General features: G+C 71.1%; 13 protein-coding genes and 1 pseudogene. 7 read left to right on the top strand and 7 right to left on the bottom strand.

The window, feature by feature from the left end; genetic code table 11:
• Nucleotides 1-51 precede the first annotated feature (51 nt).
• The 3 genes from Dvina_RS26505 to Dvina_RS26490 form a co-directional block, all read right to left on the bottom strand.
• On the bottom strand, nt 52-2,451 hold the full coding sequence (locus Dvina_RS26505; protein ID WP_223105149.1) for a SpoIIE family protein phosphatase: 2,400 nt from the start codon (nt 2,449-2,451) through the stop codon (nt 52-54).
• Nucleotides 2,452-2,610: 159 nt separating this feature from the next.
• On the bottom strand, nt 2,611-5,400 hold the full coding sequence (locus Dvina_RS26495) for a GH92 family glycosyl hydrolase (RefSeq protein ID WP_223105148.1): 2,790 nt from the start codon (nt 5,398-5,400) through the stop codon (nt 2,611-2,613).
• A 368-nt stretch (nt 5,401-5,768) separates the two neighbouring features.
• Nucleotides 5,769-6,173: a nitroreductase family deazaflavin-dependent oxidoreductase gene (locus tag Dvina_RS26490; protein ID WP_223105147.1), complete on the bottom strand. Its 405-nt coding sequence runs from the start codon at nt 6,171-6,173 to the stop codon at nt 5,769-5,771.
• Nucleotides 6,174-6,264: 91 nt separating this feature from the next.
• On the opposite strand from Dvina_RS26490, the gene Dvina_RS26485 reads away from it, so the two are divergent.
• From Dvina_RS26485 to Dvina_RS26475, 3 genes are all read left to right on the top strand, one after another.
• Nucleotides 6,265-6,612, top strand: coding sequence for a DNA polymerase ligase N-terminal domain-containing protein (locus Dvina_RS26485; RefSeq protein WP_246656465.1), 348 nt, complete (start codon nt 6,265-6,267; stop codon nt 6,610-6,612).
• 491 nt (nt 6,613-7,103) lie between these two features.
• Nucleotides 7,104-9,308, top strand: coding sequence for a catalase/peroxidase HPI (katG, locus tag Dvina_RS26480; RefSeq protein WP_425516559.1), 2,205 nt, complete (start codon nt 7,104-7,106; stop codon nt 9,306-9,308).
• A gap of 86 nt (nt 9,309-9,394) precedes the next feature.
• The gene (locus tag Dvina_RS26475) at nt 9,395-10,237 is read left to right on the top strand and encodes an alpha/beta fold hydrolase (protein ID WP_223105144.1); all 843 of its coding nucleotides are present in this window, start codon (nt 9,395-9,397) and stop codon (nt 10,235-10,237) included.
• Here Dvina_RS26475 and Dvina_RS26470 read toward each other — a convergent pair.
• Nucleotides 10,218-11,600 (bottom strand): MFS transporter, encoded by a 1,383-nt coding sequence (locus tag Dvina_RS26470; RefSeq protein ID WP_223105143.1) that lies wholly within the window; start codon nt 11,598-11,600, stop codon nt 10,218-10,220. The genes Dvina_RS26475 and Dvina_RS26470 overlap by 20 nt on opposite strands.
• Nucleotides 11,601-11,643: 43 nt before the next feature.
• Between Dvina_RS26470 and Dvina_RS26465 the strand changes: the two genes are divergently transcribed.
• Genes Dvina_RS26465 through Dvina_RS26455 form a run of 3 tightly spaced genes read left to right on the top strand, consistent with a single transcriptional unit; the run spans nt 11,644 to nt 14,444 of the window.
• Entirely contained in the window at nt 11,644-12,294 is a 651-nt protein-coding gene (locus Dvina_RS26465; protein ID WP_223105142.1) for a TetR/AcrR family transcriptional regulator, read from the top strand.
• Nucleotides 12,295-12,327: 33 nt separating this feature from the next.
• Entirely contained in the window at nt 12,328-13,638 is a 1,311-nt protein-coding gene (locus Dvina_RS26460) for a flavin-containing monooxygenase (protein WP_223105141.1), read from the top strand.
• Nucleotides 13,629-14,444 carry an SDR family NAD(P)-dependent oxidoreductase gene (locus Dvina_RS26455; RefSeq protein ID WP_246656464.1) on the top strand — a complete coding sequence of 272 codons (816 nt, stop codon included), beginning with the start codon at nt 13,629-13,631 and terminating at the stop codon, nt 14,442-14,444. The genes Dvina_RS26460 and Dvina_RS26455 overlap by 10 nt, the downstream gene beginning before the upstream one ends.
• A gap of 42 nt (nt 14,445-14,486) precedes the next feature.
• Here Dvina_RS26455 and Dvina_RS26450 read toward each other — a convergent pair.
• Nucleotides 14,487-15,344: pseudogene (locus tag Dvina_RS26450) on the bottom strand (IS5 family transposase); the annotation flags it as partial.
• A 68-nt stretch (nt 15,345-15,412) separates the two neighbouring features.
• On the bottom strand, nt 15,413-16,195 hold the full coding sequence (locus tag Dvina_RS26445; RefSeq protein ID WP_223105140.1) for a transposase family protein: 783 nt from the start codon (nt 16,193-16,195) through the stop codon (nt 15,413-15,415).
• Between the two features lie 149 nt (nt 16,196-16,344).
• Here Dvina_RS26445 and Dvina_RS26440 point away from each other — a divergent pair, with 149 nt between their 5' ends.
• On the top strand, nt 16,345-16,941 hold the full coding sequence (locus tag Dvina_RS26440; protein WP_484840531.1) for a DUF1963 domain-containing protein: 597 nt from the start codon (nt 16,345-16,347) through the stop codon (nt 16,939-16,941).
• Nucleotides 16,942-17,102: 161 nt separating this feature from the next.
• Here the strand turns inward: Dvina_RS26440 and Dvina_RS26435 are convergent, their stop codons facing one another.
• Nucleotides 17,103-18,137, bottom strand: a complete 1,035-nt coding sequence (locus Dvina_RS26435) for a hypothetical protein (protein WP_223105138.1) — start codon at nt 18,135-18,137, stop codon at nt 17,103-17,105.
• Between the last annotated feature and the right edge of the window lie 346 nt (nt 18,138-18,483).

The raw sequence follows: 18,483 nt of genomic DNA, 5'->3' as shown, positions 1-18,483 counted from the left end.
CGTGGCGCACCGGCCGCGTCGACCCCCGTCAGGCCCGGCGGGCGAGCGTGGTCAGGCCCGACGGGCGACCTCGAACCAGACCTCTTTGCCGCCCGCGGGCATCGTCTCGGTGCCCCAGGCGGCGGCGACGGCGGCGACGATGAGCAGGCCGCGGCCGTTCTCGCTGTCGTCGCCGGCGGTGCGCGGGCTGGGCAGGCGCTCGCTGCGATCGGCGACGGTGACGCGCAGGCGGTCCGGGCGCAGCTCCAGGCGGACGACGACGGCGCCGACGGTGTGCTGGATGGCGTTGGTGATGACCTCGTCCAGGAGAAGCAGGGTGTCGTCGGCGAGGCGGTGCTCGCCCCAGGCCCGCAGGACGTCGGCGGCGAAGCGGCGGGCGGCGGAGGCGCTGACGGCGTCGCCGCGGAACCTTCGCTGTGTGGTCGGGCTGGCCGGCGGTACCCCCGCAGCGGCGACGGCAAGGCAGACGACCGCGACGTCGTCGGTGCGCGGTTGCGGGCCGACGCCCGCGGTGAGGACGTATTCGAGCATGTCGGCCGGGTCGGTCGACGGCGCCGCCTGGACCGCCTTGCGCAGGTCGGCGAGGCCGTCGTCGAGGTGGTAGCGGCGGTCCTCGACCAGGCCGTCGGTGTACAGCAGGAGGTTCGCGCCGCCGGGGACGAGGAACGTGGTCTCGGTGAAGTCGATGTCGGCGGAGACGCCGAGCGGCGGGCCGGCCCGCAGGACGAGGGTGTCGGCGGTGGCGCCGGTGCGCATGACCGGCGGCGGGTGGCCGGCCAGGACCGCTGTCGCGGTGCCCTCGGCGAGGTGCAGCTCCAGGTAGCAGCAGGTGGCGACCGCGTCGGGCTGCAGGTCGAGCAGGAGCCGGTTGACCCGCTGCATGACGACCGACGGGCTGTGCCGCTCGGCCGCGTACGCCCGCAGCGCGTTGCGGACCTGCCCCATCACGGCGGCGGCGGTGGCGTTGTGGCCGACGACGTCGCCGATGACGACCGCTACCACGTCGTCGCCGAGCGGGATCACGTCGTACCAGTCGCCGCCGACGTCGGCGCCGTGCGTCCACGGCAGGTAGCGGGCGGCGTGGCGCAGCCCGGGGACCTGCGGCAGATCGGCCGGGAGCAGCGCCCGCTGCAGCTCACCGGCGATGGACAGCTTCGCCTCGAACAGCAGGGCCCGCTGCATCGCCTGGGCGCACACGCCCGCGAACGCCTCGAGGTTGGCGCGCTCGTCGTCGTCGAACTCGTGCGGGGTACCGTAGCCGATCACCAGCGTCCCGAGGACGTCACCGGCGGCCGCGAGGGGCAGGAACGCCCACGCCTGCCGCCCGCCGCTCGGAATCGGGGCGGGGTCGCCGTCCTGCGCGGCGACGAACTCCTCCAGGGTGCTCAGGTACCGCGCCCGGCCGGTGCCCGCCACGGTCGTGGCCGGATACCGGTGCCGCAGCGGTACCGCCCGGAGCCGCGCGACCACCTGCGGCTCGTAGCCCGCGTGGTACTGCAGCACGAGCTCGTCGTCGCGGCGCAGCAGGACGGCCAGGCCCTGCCCGCCGGCGGACGGGCGCAGGACGGCCCCGATCGCCGCGTAGACGTCGGCTGTCGTGCTCGCCGCCACCAGCGCGGACGTGACAGCGAGCAGTGCGGCGTTGCGCCCGGCCGCCCGGCGCGCCGCGGCCACCGCCTGCTCGAGGTGCTGCTGCTGCTCGGCGAACGTGCTGACGTTGCGGAACGACACCGCCACCGCATCGCCACCGGCCGGGGCCGCGCCGATCTCCCACACCTGCCCGATGTCGTCGTAGCGCACCTGCTCCCGCCACGGCCGCCGGCTCTGCGCCACCTCCCGCCAGCGCTGCAGCAGCCGGTCGTCCGCCGAGGTGAGCTCGGTCCAGCGCCGCCCGATCGTCTCCTCGACCGCCCGCCCGGTGAGCGCGGCGCCGGGCGCGTTGACGTATTCGCAGATGAAGTCGACGATCGCCCCGTCCGCGTCCCGCTCGGCCCGCAGCAGCGTGAACCCGTCGAACGCGGCGTCGAGCACGTCGTAGAGCCGCGAGCCACCGGCCGTCTGGGGCCCGAGCGTGACGGAGCGCAGGTCGACGAAGCGGGCCGCGAACCCGTCGCCGCTGGGCCCGATCCACAGCTCGAAGTGCCCGGACACGCTTGGCCGGTCGTAGTAGACGGTGCGGGTGGCGGGCCGCCGGTCGGTCACGACCCGGCGGTAGAAGGGGATCGTGTCGTCGTTGACGGTCTCGGGCCACAGCTCGCGGTAGGTCCGCCCGACGAGCTCGCCGCGCGCCCGGCCCAGGAACCGGGCCCCGGCGTCGTTGACGTACTCGAGCCGGAAGTCCACGATCTCGCCGCCCGCCCGCACCGCGCGGGCCAACGCCCACCCCTGCGGGTCCGCGTCGAGCATCGCCAGCACGTCGGCGGAGGGCAGCACCTCCACCCCGTCAACCATGCGGCCATCATCCCACCCGCGGCGCTCAGGGCTGTAGTCGTGTCGCGGTCCAGGTGCCGGCGGCGCGGTCGAAGCGCAGCCGCTCGTGGCGGCGGGGTGCGCACCCCGTCGGGCGGAGCCGGTCCGCCGCCGGTGCGGCGGACCGGCGCTACCGGGCGGTCAGCCGTACGCCTCGAACTCGTAGATGCGGGCCGCGCCGCCGGTCCCGGACTGCTCGGCGGTGATGACGTTCAGGCGCAGGTAGCGCGCCGAGGTGGTGACCGTGTGCGTGGTCACGCTCGCCGTGTTGCCGCGGGCCTGGGCAATTGTCGTCCACGTGGTGCCGTCGGTCGAGGCCTGGACGTCGTAGTCGCGGGTGTTCCACGACGTGGACTCGCCGCCGGCGCCGGCGTGGCGGATCGTGACCGTCCGGACCGTGGCGGTGCTGCCCAGGTCGACGCGCCACCACTTGGCGCTGCCCGTCGAGCACCACTTGTCGCCGGTGCCGCCGGAGACGCTGCCGTTGACCGCCTTGGCCGGGCTCTCGTTGCTGTTGCACGACGAGTCGGCGGTGGCCGGCTTGTTGAGGGCCAGGTCGGCCGAGGCCGGTGGGGCGGTGTCCCAGGACGGCGGGAGGTCGGCGCCGCCGCTGCCCCAGGTCGTGTCGGCCGTCGAGCCGAGGGTCAGATCGACGGTGCCGCCGGCGCTCAGGATGCTCTCCGGCAGCCACGACTTCGTGGTCGTGGCCCCGTTGACGCGGGCGCTGCGGATGTAGGGCGAGTTCGTCGCCGCGCCCGTGCCGTTGACGGTGATGGTGGCGCCGTTGCCGCGGCTGATGACCACCTGGCTGAACAGCGGGCTGCCCAGCAGGAGCTCACCCCGGCCGGGGGCGAGGGGGTAGAGGCCGATGGCGGCGAAGACGTACCACGCGGACATCGCGCCGAGGTCGTCCTGGCCGGGGATGCCGCCGGGGCCGTTGGACCACAGGGTGTTGACGACCTGGCGGACCGTCTGCTGGGTCTTGTACGGCTGGCCGGCGAAGTTGTAGAGCCAGGGAGTACCGATGGACGGCTCGTTGGCCAGGTCCGACTTCGCGCCGCCGGCCTTGGACAGCGCCCAGCTGCCGTCGCTGTTGTGGAAGAACGTGTCGAGCCGCGCGGCCGCGGTGGAGCCGCCGCCCATCTTCGCGAACAGGCCGTTGACGTTGAAGGGGACCATCCAGGTGTACTGCGCGCTGCTGCCCTCGGCGAACCCGTTCGAACTGGCCGGGTCGAACGACTGCCAGGCCCCGGCGGCGTTGCGCTCCTGGATGTAGCCGGTGCCGGGGTTGAAGACGTTCTTCCAGTTCTGGGCCCGGCCCAGGAACTGCGACGCGTCGGCGGTGTCGCCGAGGCGCCCGGCGAGCTGGCTGATGCCGAAGTCGGCCGAGACGTCCTCGAGGGTCTCCCCCGCGCCGCCCCAGGCGTTGCCGTCCGAGGGGACGTAGCCGATGGAGAGGTACTTGTCCAGGGACGGCCGCTCGCCCACGACCATGACGTTCCAGCCGGTCCGGCTCAGGTCGGCCGCGGTGACGGTCGTGGCCGCGTGGACCATCGAGCTGAGCGCGCCGGCCGCGTCGAACGTGGTGCCGCCGAACGCGTAGATGCTCGGCACCGCCGCGTGCGCCGGGTCGCCGGTCATGACGTGGGTGCCGCCCTGGTTGTGCGTCCAGCGGTCCCAGACCCCGCCGTTCTGGTTCGCCTGGTTGTACAGCGACTGCGCGATGTCGGCGCCGACGTCCGGGCGCAGCAGGGTGACGAGCTGGAGCTGGTCGCGGTACACGTCCCAGCCGGAGAAGTTCGCGTACTGCGCCTTCTGCGCGCCGGAGACGGTGTGCACGGCCTGGTCCATGCCGCGGTACTGGCCGTTGACGTCGCTGAAGACGTTGGGGTGCAGCAGGGAGTGGTACAGCGCCGTGTAGAACGTGCGCTGCTGCGCGCTCGTGCCGCCGGTGATCGCGACCCGGCCGAGCTCGGCGTTCCAGGCGTCGTGGGCCCGCGTCCGTACGGTGTCGAACGACGTCCCGGCCGGGTTCTCGGCGTCGAGGTTGGCCTTGGCGTTGGCCGCGCTGACGTAGGAAATGCCGACCCGCATGCCGACAGACTGCCCCGAGCTGGTGTCGAAGCTGACGTAGGCGCCGGAGCCCTTCCCGGCGGGCGGCCAGCCGGCGGTGCCGTACGTCGTGCCGCCGCTGGAGCTGGTGGAGCCGGCCGCGAGGGTGCCGTCGGTCCAGGTGCCGGTGCCGGCGAACGGCTTGTCGAACGCGGCGTAGAAGTACAGCGTGTAGTAGCTGCGCCGGTCCTCGGTGTTGATGTATCCGCAGAAGTTGCCGCTCGTGACCGACCCGCTGACGGCCCGGTTGGCGGTGTCCACTGTGGTCGTCGCCGCGCTGCTGCCGACCTCGGAGTTGGAGGTGCGCACCAGCAGTGAGGCGGTCTTCCCGGCCGGGTAGGTGAACCGGCCGGCACCGGTGCGCGCGGTCGCCGACAGCTCGACGTCGACGCCCGAGTCCAGACCGACGCGATAGTACCCCGCAGTGCCCGTCTCGTTCGCGTGCTGGAAACTGCTCGCGTAGGTACCGTCGGTGCTGTCCGCCGACGGCGAGGAGTTCACCGGGCCCGGGTACGGCAGGAACGGCACGTCGCCGGAGCCGCCGGCACAGCCGGTCCCCGACATGTGGGTGAGGCTGAAGCCCCGGATGCGGGTGACGTTGTAGTCGTAGCCGCCCGGCTGGGGCGTGCGGGTCTGGTCGCCGCGGGTGTTCTCCGGGCTCCACTGGACCATGCCGTACGGGGTGTCCGCCCCGGGGAACGTCTCACCGGAGTTGGCGGACCCGATGAGCGTGTCGACGGCCCCGGCGGGGTCGGCGACTGCCGCATACCCCGGTGGTACCGCACTGAGCTGCACGGCCCCGACGACAGCGGCGAGCACCGCCGCGGACGTCAGGGCACGCTGAAGTGGACGTGGACGCACGTGGATACGCCTCCTGTGGGGGGACTTACGCGGACGCGCGCGCTCAAAGGCGGGAGCGGCTGGATCCGGTCAGCGACCTATGTCGATCCCTAAGGAAAGCTAACAATCACGGTCATCGACATCAAGAGGGTTTTGTAAAATTTTTCCCCACGGCTTTTACGCAGATCCAACACCGCCCTGCGACGATCGCCCGCATGTCGACCCCGCTGCGCTACTGGCTGCTGTCCCTGCCCGGCCCCGCCGCCCCGGACCGGCCCGCCACGGCCCCCCGGGCACGAAGAAGCGCGCCGGCACAGTCCAGGGACGGCCGGCGCGCTCCGGGTGGTTCAGCGGCGGGTCAGGGCGATGAGCGGGATACGGCGGCTGGTCTTGGTCTGGTACTCGGCGAACCCGGGCATCACGGCGACGAGCCGCTCCCAGGTTGACGCGTAGTCGTCCCCGAGGATCTCCTCGGCCCGCACGTCGAGCGTCTCGGTGCCGACCTCGGCGGAGGTGTCCGGGTTGGCCTTGAGGTTGTGGTACCAGTCGGGGTTCTTGTCGGCCCCCGCCGCCGAGGCGACGATCACCATCCGCTCCCCGTCGGGCAGGTAGGCCACGGGATTGACCCGCTCGACCCCGGTCCGGGCGCCGCGGTGGTGGATGAGCAGCAGGGTCCCTCCGGCGAACCGCCCGCCGACCTTGCCCCCGTTGGCGCGAAACTCCTCGATGATCTGTGTGTTCCAGTCACTCACCCACCCATCAGATCACTATCCACAGCCCACTGTCGATCGCCGGGCACCCGAACCCGTGCCGCCGCCCGGCGCATGGGGCAGACTGGGAGCCGTGGACGACCAGGGCCGGGCGACGTTCGTGCTGCACGAGCACCACAAGCCGCGCCACCACTTCGACCTGCGCCTGGAGGAGCACGGCGCCCTGCGCTCCTGGGCGGTGCCCCGCGGCCTGCCGGACGACCCGAAACACAACCGCCTGGCCGTCGCGGTCCCGGACCACGCCCTCGACCACCTGACCTACACCGACGCCGACAAGTCGATAGCCGACAGCGGCTGGTGGCACGAGGTCGACCGCAACGACAGGCGCCTGGTCTTCACCCTCCACGGCCGGAGCACTTCGCGGACGTACGCACTGATCAAGACCGGCTCGGACTGGCTCCTGCACCTGATGAAGGACTAGCGACCGCATTCACCGGCGGCCGCGCCGGCCCCGCGGACCTTGCCGGCAAGTAGGCGGAGCGCTACTACCTTCGGCGCCCGCTATGGCCACCTCGCCTCATGGGACCTCTCCGCGCTGCTCGGCGGGCTGGCCGGCCGCGAAATCGATCTCGCCGCCACCCGCCGTGCGTTGCGGGCGCTCCTCGCATCACCCGGGCGGAGTTGAGCAACTCGCGCGTGGGTGGGCCTACGGTTTGATCCACTGGTGGCATGGCTGCCCCCGTTCAGGCTGCGCGGAGGCGGAGTGCACCGGGTCGTCGCGCTCGGGAGACGACCGCCGCCGCGACGGGCCCGGCAATGCCGACAGTCGGGACAGCACGCTATAAACAGGGTGGCGTGAGGGCCGCGTGGAGGGTGACGCAGTGCGACCAATCGCGCGTCAGACTTGATCTGTTCCAGAAAAGGTACAAGACTCGGGGGCGACCGGAGATGAATCAGGAAGAAGGACGACGCGTGTCTGACCACAAGGACGCGACCGAGAGCACCAGCGAGAGCGAAAACCCCGCCATCCCCGCGCCGACCGCGAAGCCCAACCAGCGGCCGCACACGAACCGGGACTGGTGGCCCAACCAGCTGGATCTTTCGGTACTGCACCGGCACTCGCCCCGGTCCAACCCGGTGGGCGAGGACTTCAACTACGGCGAAGCCGTCAAGGAGCTCGACGTCGAGGCGCTGCGCAGCGACCTCATGGCACTGATGACCGACTCGCAGGAGTGGTGGCCCGCCGACTACGGGCACTACGGGCCGCTGTTCGTCCGCATGAGCTGGCACGCGGCCGGCACCTACCGCACCTACGACGGGCGCGGTGGCGGTGGCAGCGGGGCGCAGCGGTTCGCGCCGCTCAACAGCTGGCCCGACAACGCGAGCCTGGACAAGGCCCGCCGTCTGCTGTGGCCGATCAAGGAGAAGTACGGCCAGAAGCTGTCCTGGGCCGACCTGCTGGTGTTCGCGGGCAACGTCGCGTACGAGTCGATGGGCTTCAAGACCTTCGGCTTCGCGTTCGGCCGGCCGGACATCTGGGAGCCGGAGGAGATCTTCTGGGGTCCGGAGGACACCTGGCTCGGCGACGAGCGCTACAGCGATGAGCGGGACCTGGCCGAGCCGCTCGGTGCGGTGCAGATGGGCCTGATCTACGTGAACCCGGAGGGGCCGGCCGGCGTGCCGGACGCCCTCAAGTCCGCGCGGGACATCCGTGACACGTTCGGCCGCATGGCGATGAACGACGAGGAGACCGCCGCGCTGATCATCGGCGGGCACACCGTCGGCAAGGCCCACGGGGCGCACTCGGCCGAGCACCTCGGGCCGGAGCCCGAGGGCGCGCCGATCGAGCAGCTCGGCCTCGGCTGGAAGAACCGGGCCGGCACCGGCAAGGGCGCCGACACGATCACCTCCGGCCTCGAGGGTGCCTGGACCAACTCCCCGACCACGTGGGACAACGGGTTCCTGGACAACCTCTACGGGTACGACTGGGAGCTCACCACCAGCCCGGCCGGCGCCAAGCAGTGGAAGCCCAAGGACAACGCCGGCGCCGACACCGTCCCGGACGCGCACGACCCGGGCAAGCGCCACGCGCCGGTGATGCTGACGTCGGACCTGGCGCTGCGGTTCGACCCGATCTACGGGCCGATCACCAAGCGGTTCCACGAGCACCCGGAGGAGCTCGAGGTCGCGTTCGCGAAGGCCTGGTTCAAGCTGCTCCACCGCGACATGGGCCCCGTCTCGCGCTACCGCGGGCCCTGGATCCCCGAGCAGCAGCTCTGGCAGGACCCGGTCCCGGCCGCCGAGGGCGAGCTGATCAACGAGTCGGACGTGGCCGCGCTCAAGGCCAAGCTGCTCGACTCCGGCCTGAGCACCACCCAGCTCATCGCGACCGCGTGGGCGGCGGCGTCCAGCTACCGCGGCACCGACAAGCGCGGCGGGGCCAACGGTGCCCGCCTGCGCCTCGCGCCGCAGAAGGACTGGGAGGTCAACGAGCCGGCGAATCTGGCGGTGGTACTGCCGGTCCTCGAGCAGATCCAGAAGGACTTCAACGCCGAGGGCCGGACGGTCTCGCTCGCCGACCTCATCGTGCTCGGCGGCACCGCGGCCGTCGAGCAGGCGGCGAAGGCGGCCGGCCACGAGATCACCGTCGAGTTCGCGCCGGGCCGCACCGACGCCACCCAGGAGCAGACGGACGTCGACTCGTTCCGGTTCCTGGAACCGCGCGCGGACGGCTTCCGCAACTGGAGCCGCTCCGGCGACAAGCTGCCGCCCGAGGTGCTGCTCGTCGACCGGTCGTACCTGCTCAACCTCACCGCACCGGAGATGACGGTGCTGGTCGGCGGCCTGCGGGCACTGAACATCAACCACGGCGGCTCGGCCCACGGCGTGTTCACCGACCGGCCCGGCACGCTCACCAACGACTTCTTCGTCAACCTGCTGCGCGCGGGCACGGAGTGGTCGGTGTCGCAGTCGGACGAGAACGTGTACGAGGGCAAGGCCGCCGACGGCTCGGTCAAGTGGACCGCGACCGCCGTCGACCTGGTGTTCGGCTCGCACTCGCAGCTGCGGGCGATCGCCGAGGTCTACGCCGCGTCCGACGGCGAGGCCCGGCTCGTGCGCGACTTCGCGAAGGCGTGGACGAAGGTCATGAACAACGACCGGTACGACCTGGTCTGAGCATATTCATCCCAGTCCCCGGGCCGGTCCATCGGCCCGGGGACCGGGTTGGTTAGGCTGACCTTCCGAACAGGGAAGGGCGGGCCGTGGAGCACTCGTACGGGGTCAGCGGCTGGGCCGGGACCGGCGACGGCCGGCGGCTGCACTACATGGCCGGCGGCGACGGTGAGACCACCGTCGTGTTCGTCTCCGGCATGGGCCTGTCCCGCTCCGTGTGGGGCCTCGTCCAGCCGCTCGTCGCCGAGCGCACCCGGGCCGTCGTCTACGACCGGGCCGGCACCGGCCGCAGCGACGACGATCCCGAGCCGCGCTGCCTCGGCCGGATGGCCTCCGACCTCGACGCGCTGCTGCGTGACCTCGGCGACGGCCCGTACGTGCTTGTCGGCCACAGCTGGGGCGCCCCGCTGGCCCGGGCCGCCGCGGCCGCTGAGCCGGGCCGGATCAAGGGCCTGGTGCTTGTCGACCCGACCGACGAGCAGTGTGAGCTGTACTTCGCGAAGTCCGCCCGGCGCCGGTTCGCGTGGACGAAGCGGCTGGTCCCGGCGATGGCCCGGGCCGGGCTCTACCGCCTCGGCTGCCGGCCCGGCATGGTCCAGCCGCCCGACGTGGCCGCCGAGCACCGGGCCGAGGACTTCACGGTGCGCGCCGCCCGCACGATGGCCGCCGAGCTGGAGTGCTTCCTCGACGACCTGCCCACCCTGCGCGACGAGCCGCCGCACCTGGGCGACCTCCCGGTCACCGTCATCTCCGGCACCGCACCCGCGAAGTACGACCGCGCCGTGCGGGCCGCCGTCACCGACGCCCACCGCCGCGCCGCCGACGCGCTGCCCAACGGCCGCCTCGTGCAGGCCCGGTCCTCCGGCCACCTGGTCATGTTCACCGAACCGGAGCTCGTCGCCGCCGAGGTCATCACGGCCGCGGAGCGCTGAGCGCCGTCAGCCGGCCGTCCAGGGTGTAGGAGCGCTGCAGCAGCAGGGCCACGAGCATGAACGTCGCCGGTACCGCCCCGAACCCGAGCCGGATCCAGACGATCGCCGATCCCGGCTGCGGTACCGTCTCGTCGCCCGTGCTGGCGACGAAGCCCCCGAGAGCCAGGCAGGCGGCGTACACGTAGGGCCCCAGCGCGCCGCCGAGCGAGTCGGTCGCCGTCCACACCCCCGTGTAGCTGCCCGCCCGCTGCGGCCGGCCCGAGTGCGCGACGACGTCGGGCAGCATGGAGAACGGCAGCAGCTGCAGGGCGGCGAACGCGACACCGAGCACCACGACGGCGCCGACCACGACCGCGTGGCCGGCCGCCGAACCGGCCGCCAGGACCAGGCAGCCGGCGACGAACGCGGCCTGGGCGGCGAGCAGGCCGCGCTGCTTGCCGTAGCGGCGGGCGACCCGCACCCAGACCGGCGTGGCGACCAGGGCCGGGGCCAGGAACGCGGCGACCAGGACGGTCGTGAGGCCGGGGCGGCCGAGTGCGTACTTCGCGTAGTAGGGGACGCCCGCGAGTACCAGATGCGAGGTCGTCGACATGGCCAGGTAGGAGCCGGTGAGCCGGCGGAACTGCCGGTCCCGCAGCGCGACGAGCAGGCCGTGGCCGGTCTCGGGGCGCTGCGGCAGGGCGGTGGCGGCGGCAGTGGCGGCGGCAGTGGCGGCGGCAGTGGCGGCGGCAGTGGCGGCGGCAGTGGCGGCGGCAGTGGCGGCGAGGCGGCCGACCCCGGTGACGCCGACGAGCAGCGCGGCCAGCATCAGCCCGCCGAGGACGGCGGCCATGGTGGCGTAGCCGGCCTGCCGGGCGAGCAGCGGCGCCGCGATGCCGCCGGCCAGGATGCCGATCGTCAGCACCACCATGCGGAAGCCCATCAGCCGGGTCCGCTCGTGGTAGCCGATCGTGAGGTCGGCCGGGGTCGAGAGGTAGGGCACCTGGTACGCCGCGAACAGCAGGTTGCCGGCGATGAAGGCGACCGCGACCCAGCCGGCCGCGGCCGGGCCGGTCAGGGCGGGCGGTACCGTGAACAGGCCCGCGAACGCGACGACAAGTGCGCAGCCGATCAGCAGCAGGCGGCGCCGGTGGCCGCGGCGGGCCAGGTCGGCGTCGGAGAGGGTGCCGACCCACGGGTGCAGGACGACGTCGGCGATCTTGGGTATCAGCAGCGTGGCCCCGGCGAGCAGGGGCGTCACGGCGAGGATGTCGGTGAGGAAGTACAGCAGCAGCAGGCCCGGCACCGTCACCCAGATGCCCATGCCGAACGAGCCGGTCGCGAACGCGGCCAGCCCGGCCCGGGGCAAACGCAGCTCGGTCATGCCGCTCCCAAGTAATCCAACGGTTGATGGATACTAGGCGCCGATGGAGCAGCGTGAAACCCCCCGCCGCGGCCCCGGCCGTCCCCGGCGGGACGAGCGCGCCGCGACGCGGGAGTCGATCCTGCTCGTCGCGGTCGGCCTCTTCGCCCGGCACGGCTTCGCCGCGGTGAGCCTGCGGCAGGTCGCCGAGGCGGCCGGGGTCGACGTGGCCACCGTGCACCATCACACCGGCGGGAAGGCGGCGCTGTACGAGGCGTGCTTCGGCGTGGTCTTCGCGGCCGAGCGGGCGGCGCTGGCCCCGGTCCTCGAGGACGCCCGGCTGGCCCTGCCCGGCGGCGCCGACGCGGTGCTGCCGGTGCTGCACCGGCTCGTCGACACGTTCGTGGACTTCCTGGAGGCACACCCGGAGAACACCGGGCTGTGGCTGCGGCGCTGGCTCGACCCGGCCGGGCACGAGGGCCTGGACGAGCGTTACGCCGCGCCGCTGTACGGCGAGGTCGCCCGCCTGCTCGCCGCCGCCGACGCGGCCGGGATCCTGCACGAGCCCGCCCCGCACACCGCCGTACGCAGCCTCATCTGGGCACTGCACGCCCACGCCGTCCAGGTGCTGCACGAGGGCCCCGACGCGGACCGGCAGCGCGCGGTGCGCACGTTCGCCCATCGATGGCTGCGGCGGATGTACGGGGCCGCTTGACGGCATTTACCGGCGGGGAGCATTATCCATCATGTGTTGGATAAACCGGTCGTCGTGATCGGCGCCGGCCCGGCCGGGCTCGCCACCCTCAAGGCGCTGCGCGACCGGCAGGTCCCCGCGATCGGCCTGGACGCGGGCGAGCGCCCCGGCGGGCTGTGGGTGCTCGGCGGACCCGACTCCTCCGCCTACAGCACCCTGCACCTCAACACCAGCCGCACCCGCACCGAGTTCGCCGACTTCCCGATGCCGGCCGGGTGGCCCGACTACCCCGACCACGCCCGCATCGCGCGCTACCTGGCCGACTACGCCTCGGGGTTCGACCTGCTCGCCGCGGTCCGGCCGGGCGTGCGGGTCACCGCTGTCACACCGTCGGCCGAGGGCTGGGCGGTCACCACCGCCGAGGGCACCGTGCACACGACACCGGCCGTCGTCGTCGCCACCGGCCACAACTCGATCCCCCGCCGGCCCGACCCGATGTATCCGGGCGAGTTCACCGGCGCCATGATGCACAGCCACGACTACCGCGACCCGGCCCAGCTCGCGGGCCGCCGGGTGCTGGTCGTGGGCGGCGGGAACTCCGCGATGGACATCGCCGTGGACGCCTCCCACACCGCCGCGCGCGCACTGCTCTCGCTGCGCCGGGGCGTGTGGGTGGTGCCGAAGTACCTCCTGGGCCGCCCGTCCGACACCCTCAACGGCGCCCTCGCCCGGCGCCTGCCCTGGCGGCTGCGGCAGCGCATCAGCGAGCGGATCCTGCGCACCGCGGTCGGCCCGCCGCAGCGCTACGGGCTCCCGGCACCGGCACACGGGTTCCTGCAGGACCACCCGACGCTGTCCGACGCGCTGCTGCCGCGGATCACGCACGGGGAGCTCGCGGTGCGCCCGGGCATCGACCGCTTCGACGGCGGCTCGGTCGTGTTCACCGACGGCCACCGCGACGAGGTGGACCTGATCGTGTGGTGCACCGGGTACCGCGTCGAGCTGCCGTTCCTCCCGTCCGTGACCGACGCGCTCCCGCTGTATCGCCGGATCTTCCACCTCGACTCCCACGGCCTGTTCTTCGTGGGCCTCATGCAGTCGACGGGCGCCGCCTTCCCGATCGTCGAGGCCCAGGCCCGCCTGGTCGCCGCGTTCCTGTCCGGCCGCTACGCGCTGCCATCCCCGGCCGAGCAGCGCGCCGACTGCGAGCGCCACCTGCGCCGGGCCCGCGACCGCTGGGGCGAGCGCCGCCCGGCCATGCGCATCGACTTCGACGAGTACCTCGCCGAGGCCGCCGCCGAGCTCGAAGCCGGACACCGCCGGGCCCGGGCCGGCGCCCAACCAGGGAGCGTGACGTGGCACTGACACTGCACGGACGGCGGGTGCTCATCACGGGCGCTGCGGGGACGTTCGGCCGGGCATTGACCGACCGCCTGCTCGCCGCCGGCGCCCACGTGGTCGGCCTCGACCGGGTCGCCACCGCGACAGGCCCCGCCCCGATCCTGCAGTGCGACCTGACGTCGGACGATGCCGTGCCGCGGGCCGTCGCCGTCGCCGCCGACCTCCTCGGCGGCCTCGACCTGCTGGTGAACAACGCCGGCGTGGGCGGCCCGGCCCCGGCCGAGCTCCCACCCGGCGAGGAGGTCCGCCGCCAGCTCGAGGTCAACCTCCTGGCCGCCTGGCGCACCACCGCCGCCACCGTCGCGCTCCTGGAGCGCTCCCGCGGCCGCGTGGTCTTCGTGGCCAGCCGCATGGCCCTGCTCCCGCTGCCCCTCGCCGCCGCGTACGGTGTCAGCAAACGCGCCCTGACCGCCTACGCCGACGCGCTGCGCCTGGAGGTCGGCACCCACATCGGCGTCAGCGTCGTGTACCCGAGCATGGTCGCCTCCCCGATCCACGCCCCGACCGCCAGCGCCGGCCTGTCCCTGGAGGGCGTCTCCCGCTACGAGCCGGTCTCGGGCGTGATCGACGCGATCCTCCACGCCGCCACCGCCACCCGCCCGCCCCGCGACCTCGCCACGACCCCCCGCGGCCGCGTCGAGCTGGCCGTGGCCAGACACTTCCCCGCCCTGGCCGCCGCCCTGGTCACCCGCACGGTCCGCACCCGCCTGGCCGCCGGCGCCCTCGACGACGCCCCCTTGGCCGAGGGCATGCGCCGCCGCGCCGGCTGACCTCACAAATACACCGGCGGCGGCCAAGGGACGCCTGGCGGCGATGGTGACGGTGGCCTGAGATCGTACGGCGAGCTTGTCGTACCTGGTGGCCGTGCTGGGTGCTGTTCGAGCTGGTTGATCCCGCACTCCACGGCCTGACGCAGGCGATAGACGACGGGGTCAAAGGCGGGCACAAGACCGTCGTTGACCCCTTCGGCTTTGCGGGGCGCCCCCTGGTCGGCCTTGCTGGGGACGCACGCCGTGATGCGGCGCCGACGCGCGTAGCCGCGGTTGTGCCTGCTCGTGTATGCCTTGTCCGCCAGCACCAGATCCGGACGGGTTCGCGGCCGGCGGGCCTATCCGGTGCGCCCTGATCCGTTCCAGGATCGGCACGAACTGCGGGCTATCACCCCGCTGAACAGCCGTGACGACCACCGCGAGGATCTTCCTTCTCTGCGCATAAGCCAAATGCGTCTTCGTGGTCAACACACCGCGTGAACGCTCGAGCCCATGTTCTCCCGGCTCCTGCCGCACCCCACCCGGCGGCACCTGCTACGGATGACCATCCCGGCGGGCACCGCCGCATGATGGTGCACCCGGCTCACCGTGGAGTCCATACTCACCGCCCAGCCGACGCTCCCAGCCGCGTCACCAACGGCCTGCAACGCCGTCAGAACCCGAGCCCAGATCCCGTCACCCTGCCAGCGTCGAAGCCACCGACACAACGTCTGCCACGGCGCATACACCGGCAGAACATCCCGCCACGGCACTCCGGTCCGGACCCGCCACCGGATCCCAGCCACGACATCCATGCTAGCCGATCTCCGCGGACGCCCACGACCCAGGCAGCAACGACTCCAGCAAAGCCCACTGCGCGTCGGCCAGGTCGTTGCGCCTCGCTGCCGCTACGCTCGGCACGAGGTCTCCAGTCTGGTATTCGGTTTGCTTGGTCGCTCAACCACCTATCGGAGACTAGCGAGCCATTTTCATCGTCGGTAACGGTTGGCCTCGATGTGGTGCAGGACGTTGATGGCCTGCACGATGGCGGTGGCGTGGCGTGGGCAGCAGCGCAGTTTGGTCAGGGTCTTCCAGCTTTTGAGCGTGGCGACCGCGCGTTCGCCGATGCCGCGGACGCGGGCGTGGGTGCGGTTGACGGCGCGTTGCCGGCGGGAGAGGCGGGGCCGGTGGCGATGACGCTTGTACGGTGTGCGGATCGTGCCGCCGGCGCCCTGGTAGCCCTTGTCGGCTAGGACCGTTACATCGCGGGCGGTGAGCGTGTCAACCAAGCCGTGCACGCGATCAGCGGTCAGGTCGTGGACCTCGCCGGGCAGCGCGGGTGAGACCCAGACGAGGCGTCCGGCGGGGTCGGCGAGCACTTGCACGTTGACGCCGTGACGCTTGTGCTTGCCGGAGTACTGCGGGCGCTGGTTCGCTACACGGTCGATCGGGATGAGTGTGCCGTCGAGGATGGCGTAAGCCAGCCGGGCCGCGCGGCGTGCAGCCGCGGCGACGTCGTCGGCGAGGTTCGTGAGCAGGTGGATGCCTTCTTGGACGTAGCGCCAGGCGGTGCTGGTGCCGATGGCGAAGCCGGCGGCGAGCTGGACGTAGGAGTCGCCGTTGCGCAGGTAGGCCAGGACCAGCGGCGCTTGGTCGCCTGGCTGCAGCCGCCGCCATCGGCTGCGACGCTGGCGACGTTGTTGGCGGATTAGGTTCGCGAGCTGGTTGAGGGTACGGGTGGACAGTGTGATCGTGGCAGGGTAGGCCGGCAACGAAGCTCCTGGTCGGGGCATCGAGTCCTGGTCGACAGCTGTCTTACCGGGAGCCTCGCCCTACGTCGATCTCAGCCCACCACACCATCGCTGACCAGCAGCGTTCTGACAGGATCAGCTGCGAAGCCGTCCAAAGCAGGCGGAGGAACATGCGCACCAGGATTGAGTTCTTACCGGCTGTCGGACCGGTTCGTGAGCCTGTGCCGAAGTTGGGAGGGCAGCCGGTATGGCTGGAAGCACCACAGTGGCCGCTCTCGCGTGACATGGGTACCCCGATGTGGTTCATCGGGCAGTTCCCGTTGCCGGCCGACGTTGGGCCCAGCGGCGCCCTGGCATATGTGTTCATGACTGATGCCGCACGTGGTGCTGACTACTCCGCCGAGCCCGAAGGCGGTGAGAACGCGGTGATCGTCCAGCCCGGCGGCCGGCTGCCTCGACTCCAGCGCGCCTACCGTGACACACCCACACGGATCCCAGTCTGCTCAGACGCCGACGGCCCGACAATCGGTCCAGACCATGTCATGGTCGAGCAGCCGTTCGCGGATGCCGAGCGCGCGATGCAGTTCCTGGGGGGTCAGCCGGAATGGCTGCAGGCCGAGGATCTCCCTGCGCCCGGCTGGCGGCTGATAGTGCAACTTCACGCGATGACCCTGCCATTACAGGTCAGCTTCGGCGATGCCGGCGTTGGTTACGCCTTCGTCGATCCGACTGGTATAGAAGGACGCCTCCTCTGGCAGGGCCACTGACCATGTCTGCGGTGCCCCCTGACCAGCACCATCACAATGAAGGTCACTCAGTTGTCGATCACCACCACATCCACGCCTTACGAAACACTGCCTCGAAGACCTTGCCTAAGCTGGCCGCGGGCAGGCTTGCCGGCACAACGAGCGACTTCGACCAAGTTGCTCTACCTTACATGAAATACCAAATATTTATAGCTGGTACTACCACTCGCACGCAACGATACGTCAATTTCTACCGGACCCTTCAGTAACCCTTGCGGAACTACGAACGCCAGCTGAAAATCGCCGTGTTCGTCCGCCTGAGTCTGGCCTAGACTAAAAACCTTTGGCCGAGTATCTGTCGTATCTTCCATCGACGGCGCGCCACTAGAGCCGGAGGCCCTAGGACTCGTATCCGAACCGGGCGAGTGGACATCCAGGAGCGATCCGGCGATAGAGTCTTCAGGAATCCATGCAGACACGATTGCGAATTTTTCTGCCCGACCACCTGACAGGATGACCCGAGTTCCGGCTGGCCCATTGTCTGGAGACAGGGAGACCGAGGCGCCTGAGACCGCATAGACGTAGGTGAGGATGACGAAAATGAGCGACGCTATTCCAGCGACGGCGCCGACCAATGTCCACACGCGCGCCAATCTATTGAATTCGCGATTCGCTGGATGCTGATCCTTGAACTCCAAGTCGACGTCAAGAAGGTGCCCTGTAGCGCGGTCTTCCAGTTTTTCGATCGCCGGGCGGCCTTCTGTCAACGCCTGGACGGTCAGTAGACTTCCGACCTTCAGCAGGTCTGGGCCGATCGACAGGCTTCGGCCCGAGACGCTATGACGGTAGGTTCCCCCATGCGGGGTTGTGGACACCTTCAGAATCGCCTTTATCGGCGAGTCCAGATCGATCGTAATAGGTCGACCGCCGTCAAATTGGGCCGAACTGACGTCGTGACGGCCGGTGTTTTCGACTGATATCGTGACCAGGTGCGGGTCATTTAGCACTTGCCGTTCATGGCTGACACTGATTCCAGCCGCAGAAGCCGCATCGCCGGAGAGTAACGGCGCAGGTGGCAACGAATAAAACGCCAGCCTTCGTTTCGGCGGAAATAGCGCCCGCCGCGCATACCAGACACCCAGAGCGCCGACCGCGAGCGCAAGAAGTGCTATCACGAGTGTCGTGAGGTTGTAGCCTGCACTGTTGAATATGCCCACGGACGGTCGCCGCCTTCCTCAACCGCGCCATATCTACGTTCGAACCGGCCGGCGCCCAGCCGCGCCGTTCGACCATAGTCAATCATCTCCACTCGGCGCATAGCCGATCGGACCGTCCCTCTCCACCGCGCGACGATCTTTCTCTGACGTTCGGCGAATTGGAGGTGACGTTCTGTCAGTCGACCTGCATCCTTCGATAGAAGTAGGAGCTAGATCGCCAACGGATTCCGTCTCGCATGAGCGTCCCGTCCCTGGACCACGCCTTCCCATCGGGGCGGCGCGCGGCCGACTGCGGTCGGATATGAACTTTCCACGCAGTGCGCAGCACAAACGGCGATCGTTGTAC

It is taken from the genome of Dactylosporangium vinaceum (genome assembly GCF_019904175.1).
GTDB classification, from domain to species: domain Bacteria; phylum Actinomycetota; class Actinomycetes; order Mycobacteriales; family Micromonosporaceae; genus Dactylosporangium; species Dactylosporangium vinaceum.
The sequence above is the reverse complement of the archived record's forward strand: the minus strand, read 5'-3'. Positions and strand labels throughout refer to the sequence as shown.

Coding starts and splice junctions, on each gene's coding strand:
- Dvina_RS26470 (WP_223105143.1), bottom strand. CDS start 11,600: ATGACCGAGCTGCGTTTGCCCCGGGCCGGGCTGGCCGCGTTCGCGACC.
- Dvina_RS26465 (WP_223105142.1), top strand. CDS start 11,644: ATGGAGCAGCGTGAAACCCCCCGCCGCGGCCCCGGCCGTCCCCGGCGG.
- Dvina_RS26505 (WP_223105149.1), bottom strand. CDS start 2,451: ATGGTTGACGGGGTGGAGGTGCTGCCCTCCGCCGACGTGCTGGCGATG.
- Dvina_RS26440 (WP_484840531.1), top strand. CDS start 16,345: ATGCGCACCAGGATTGAGTTCTTACCGGCTGTCGGACCGGTTCGTGAG.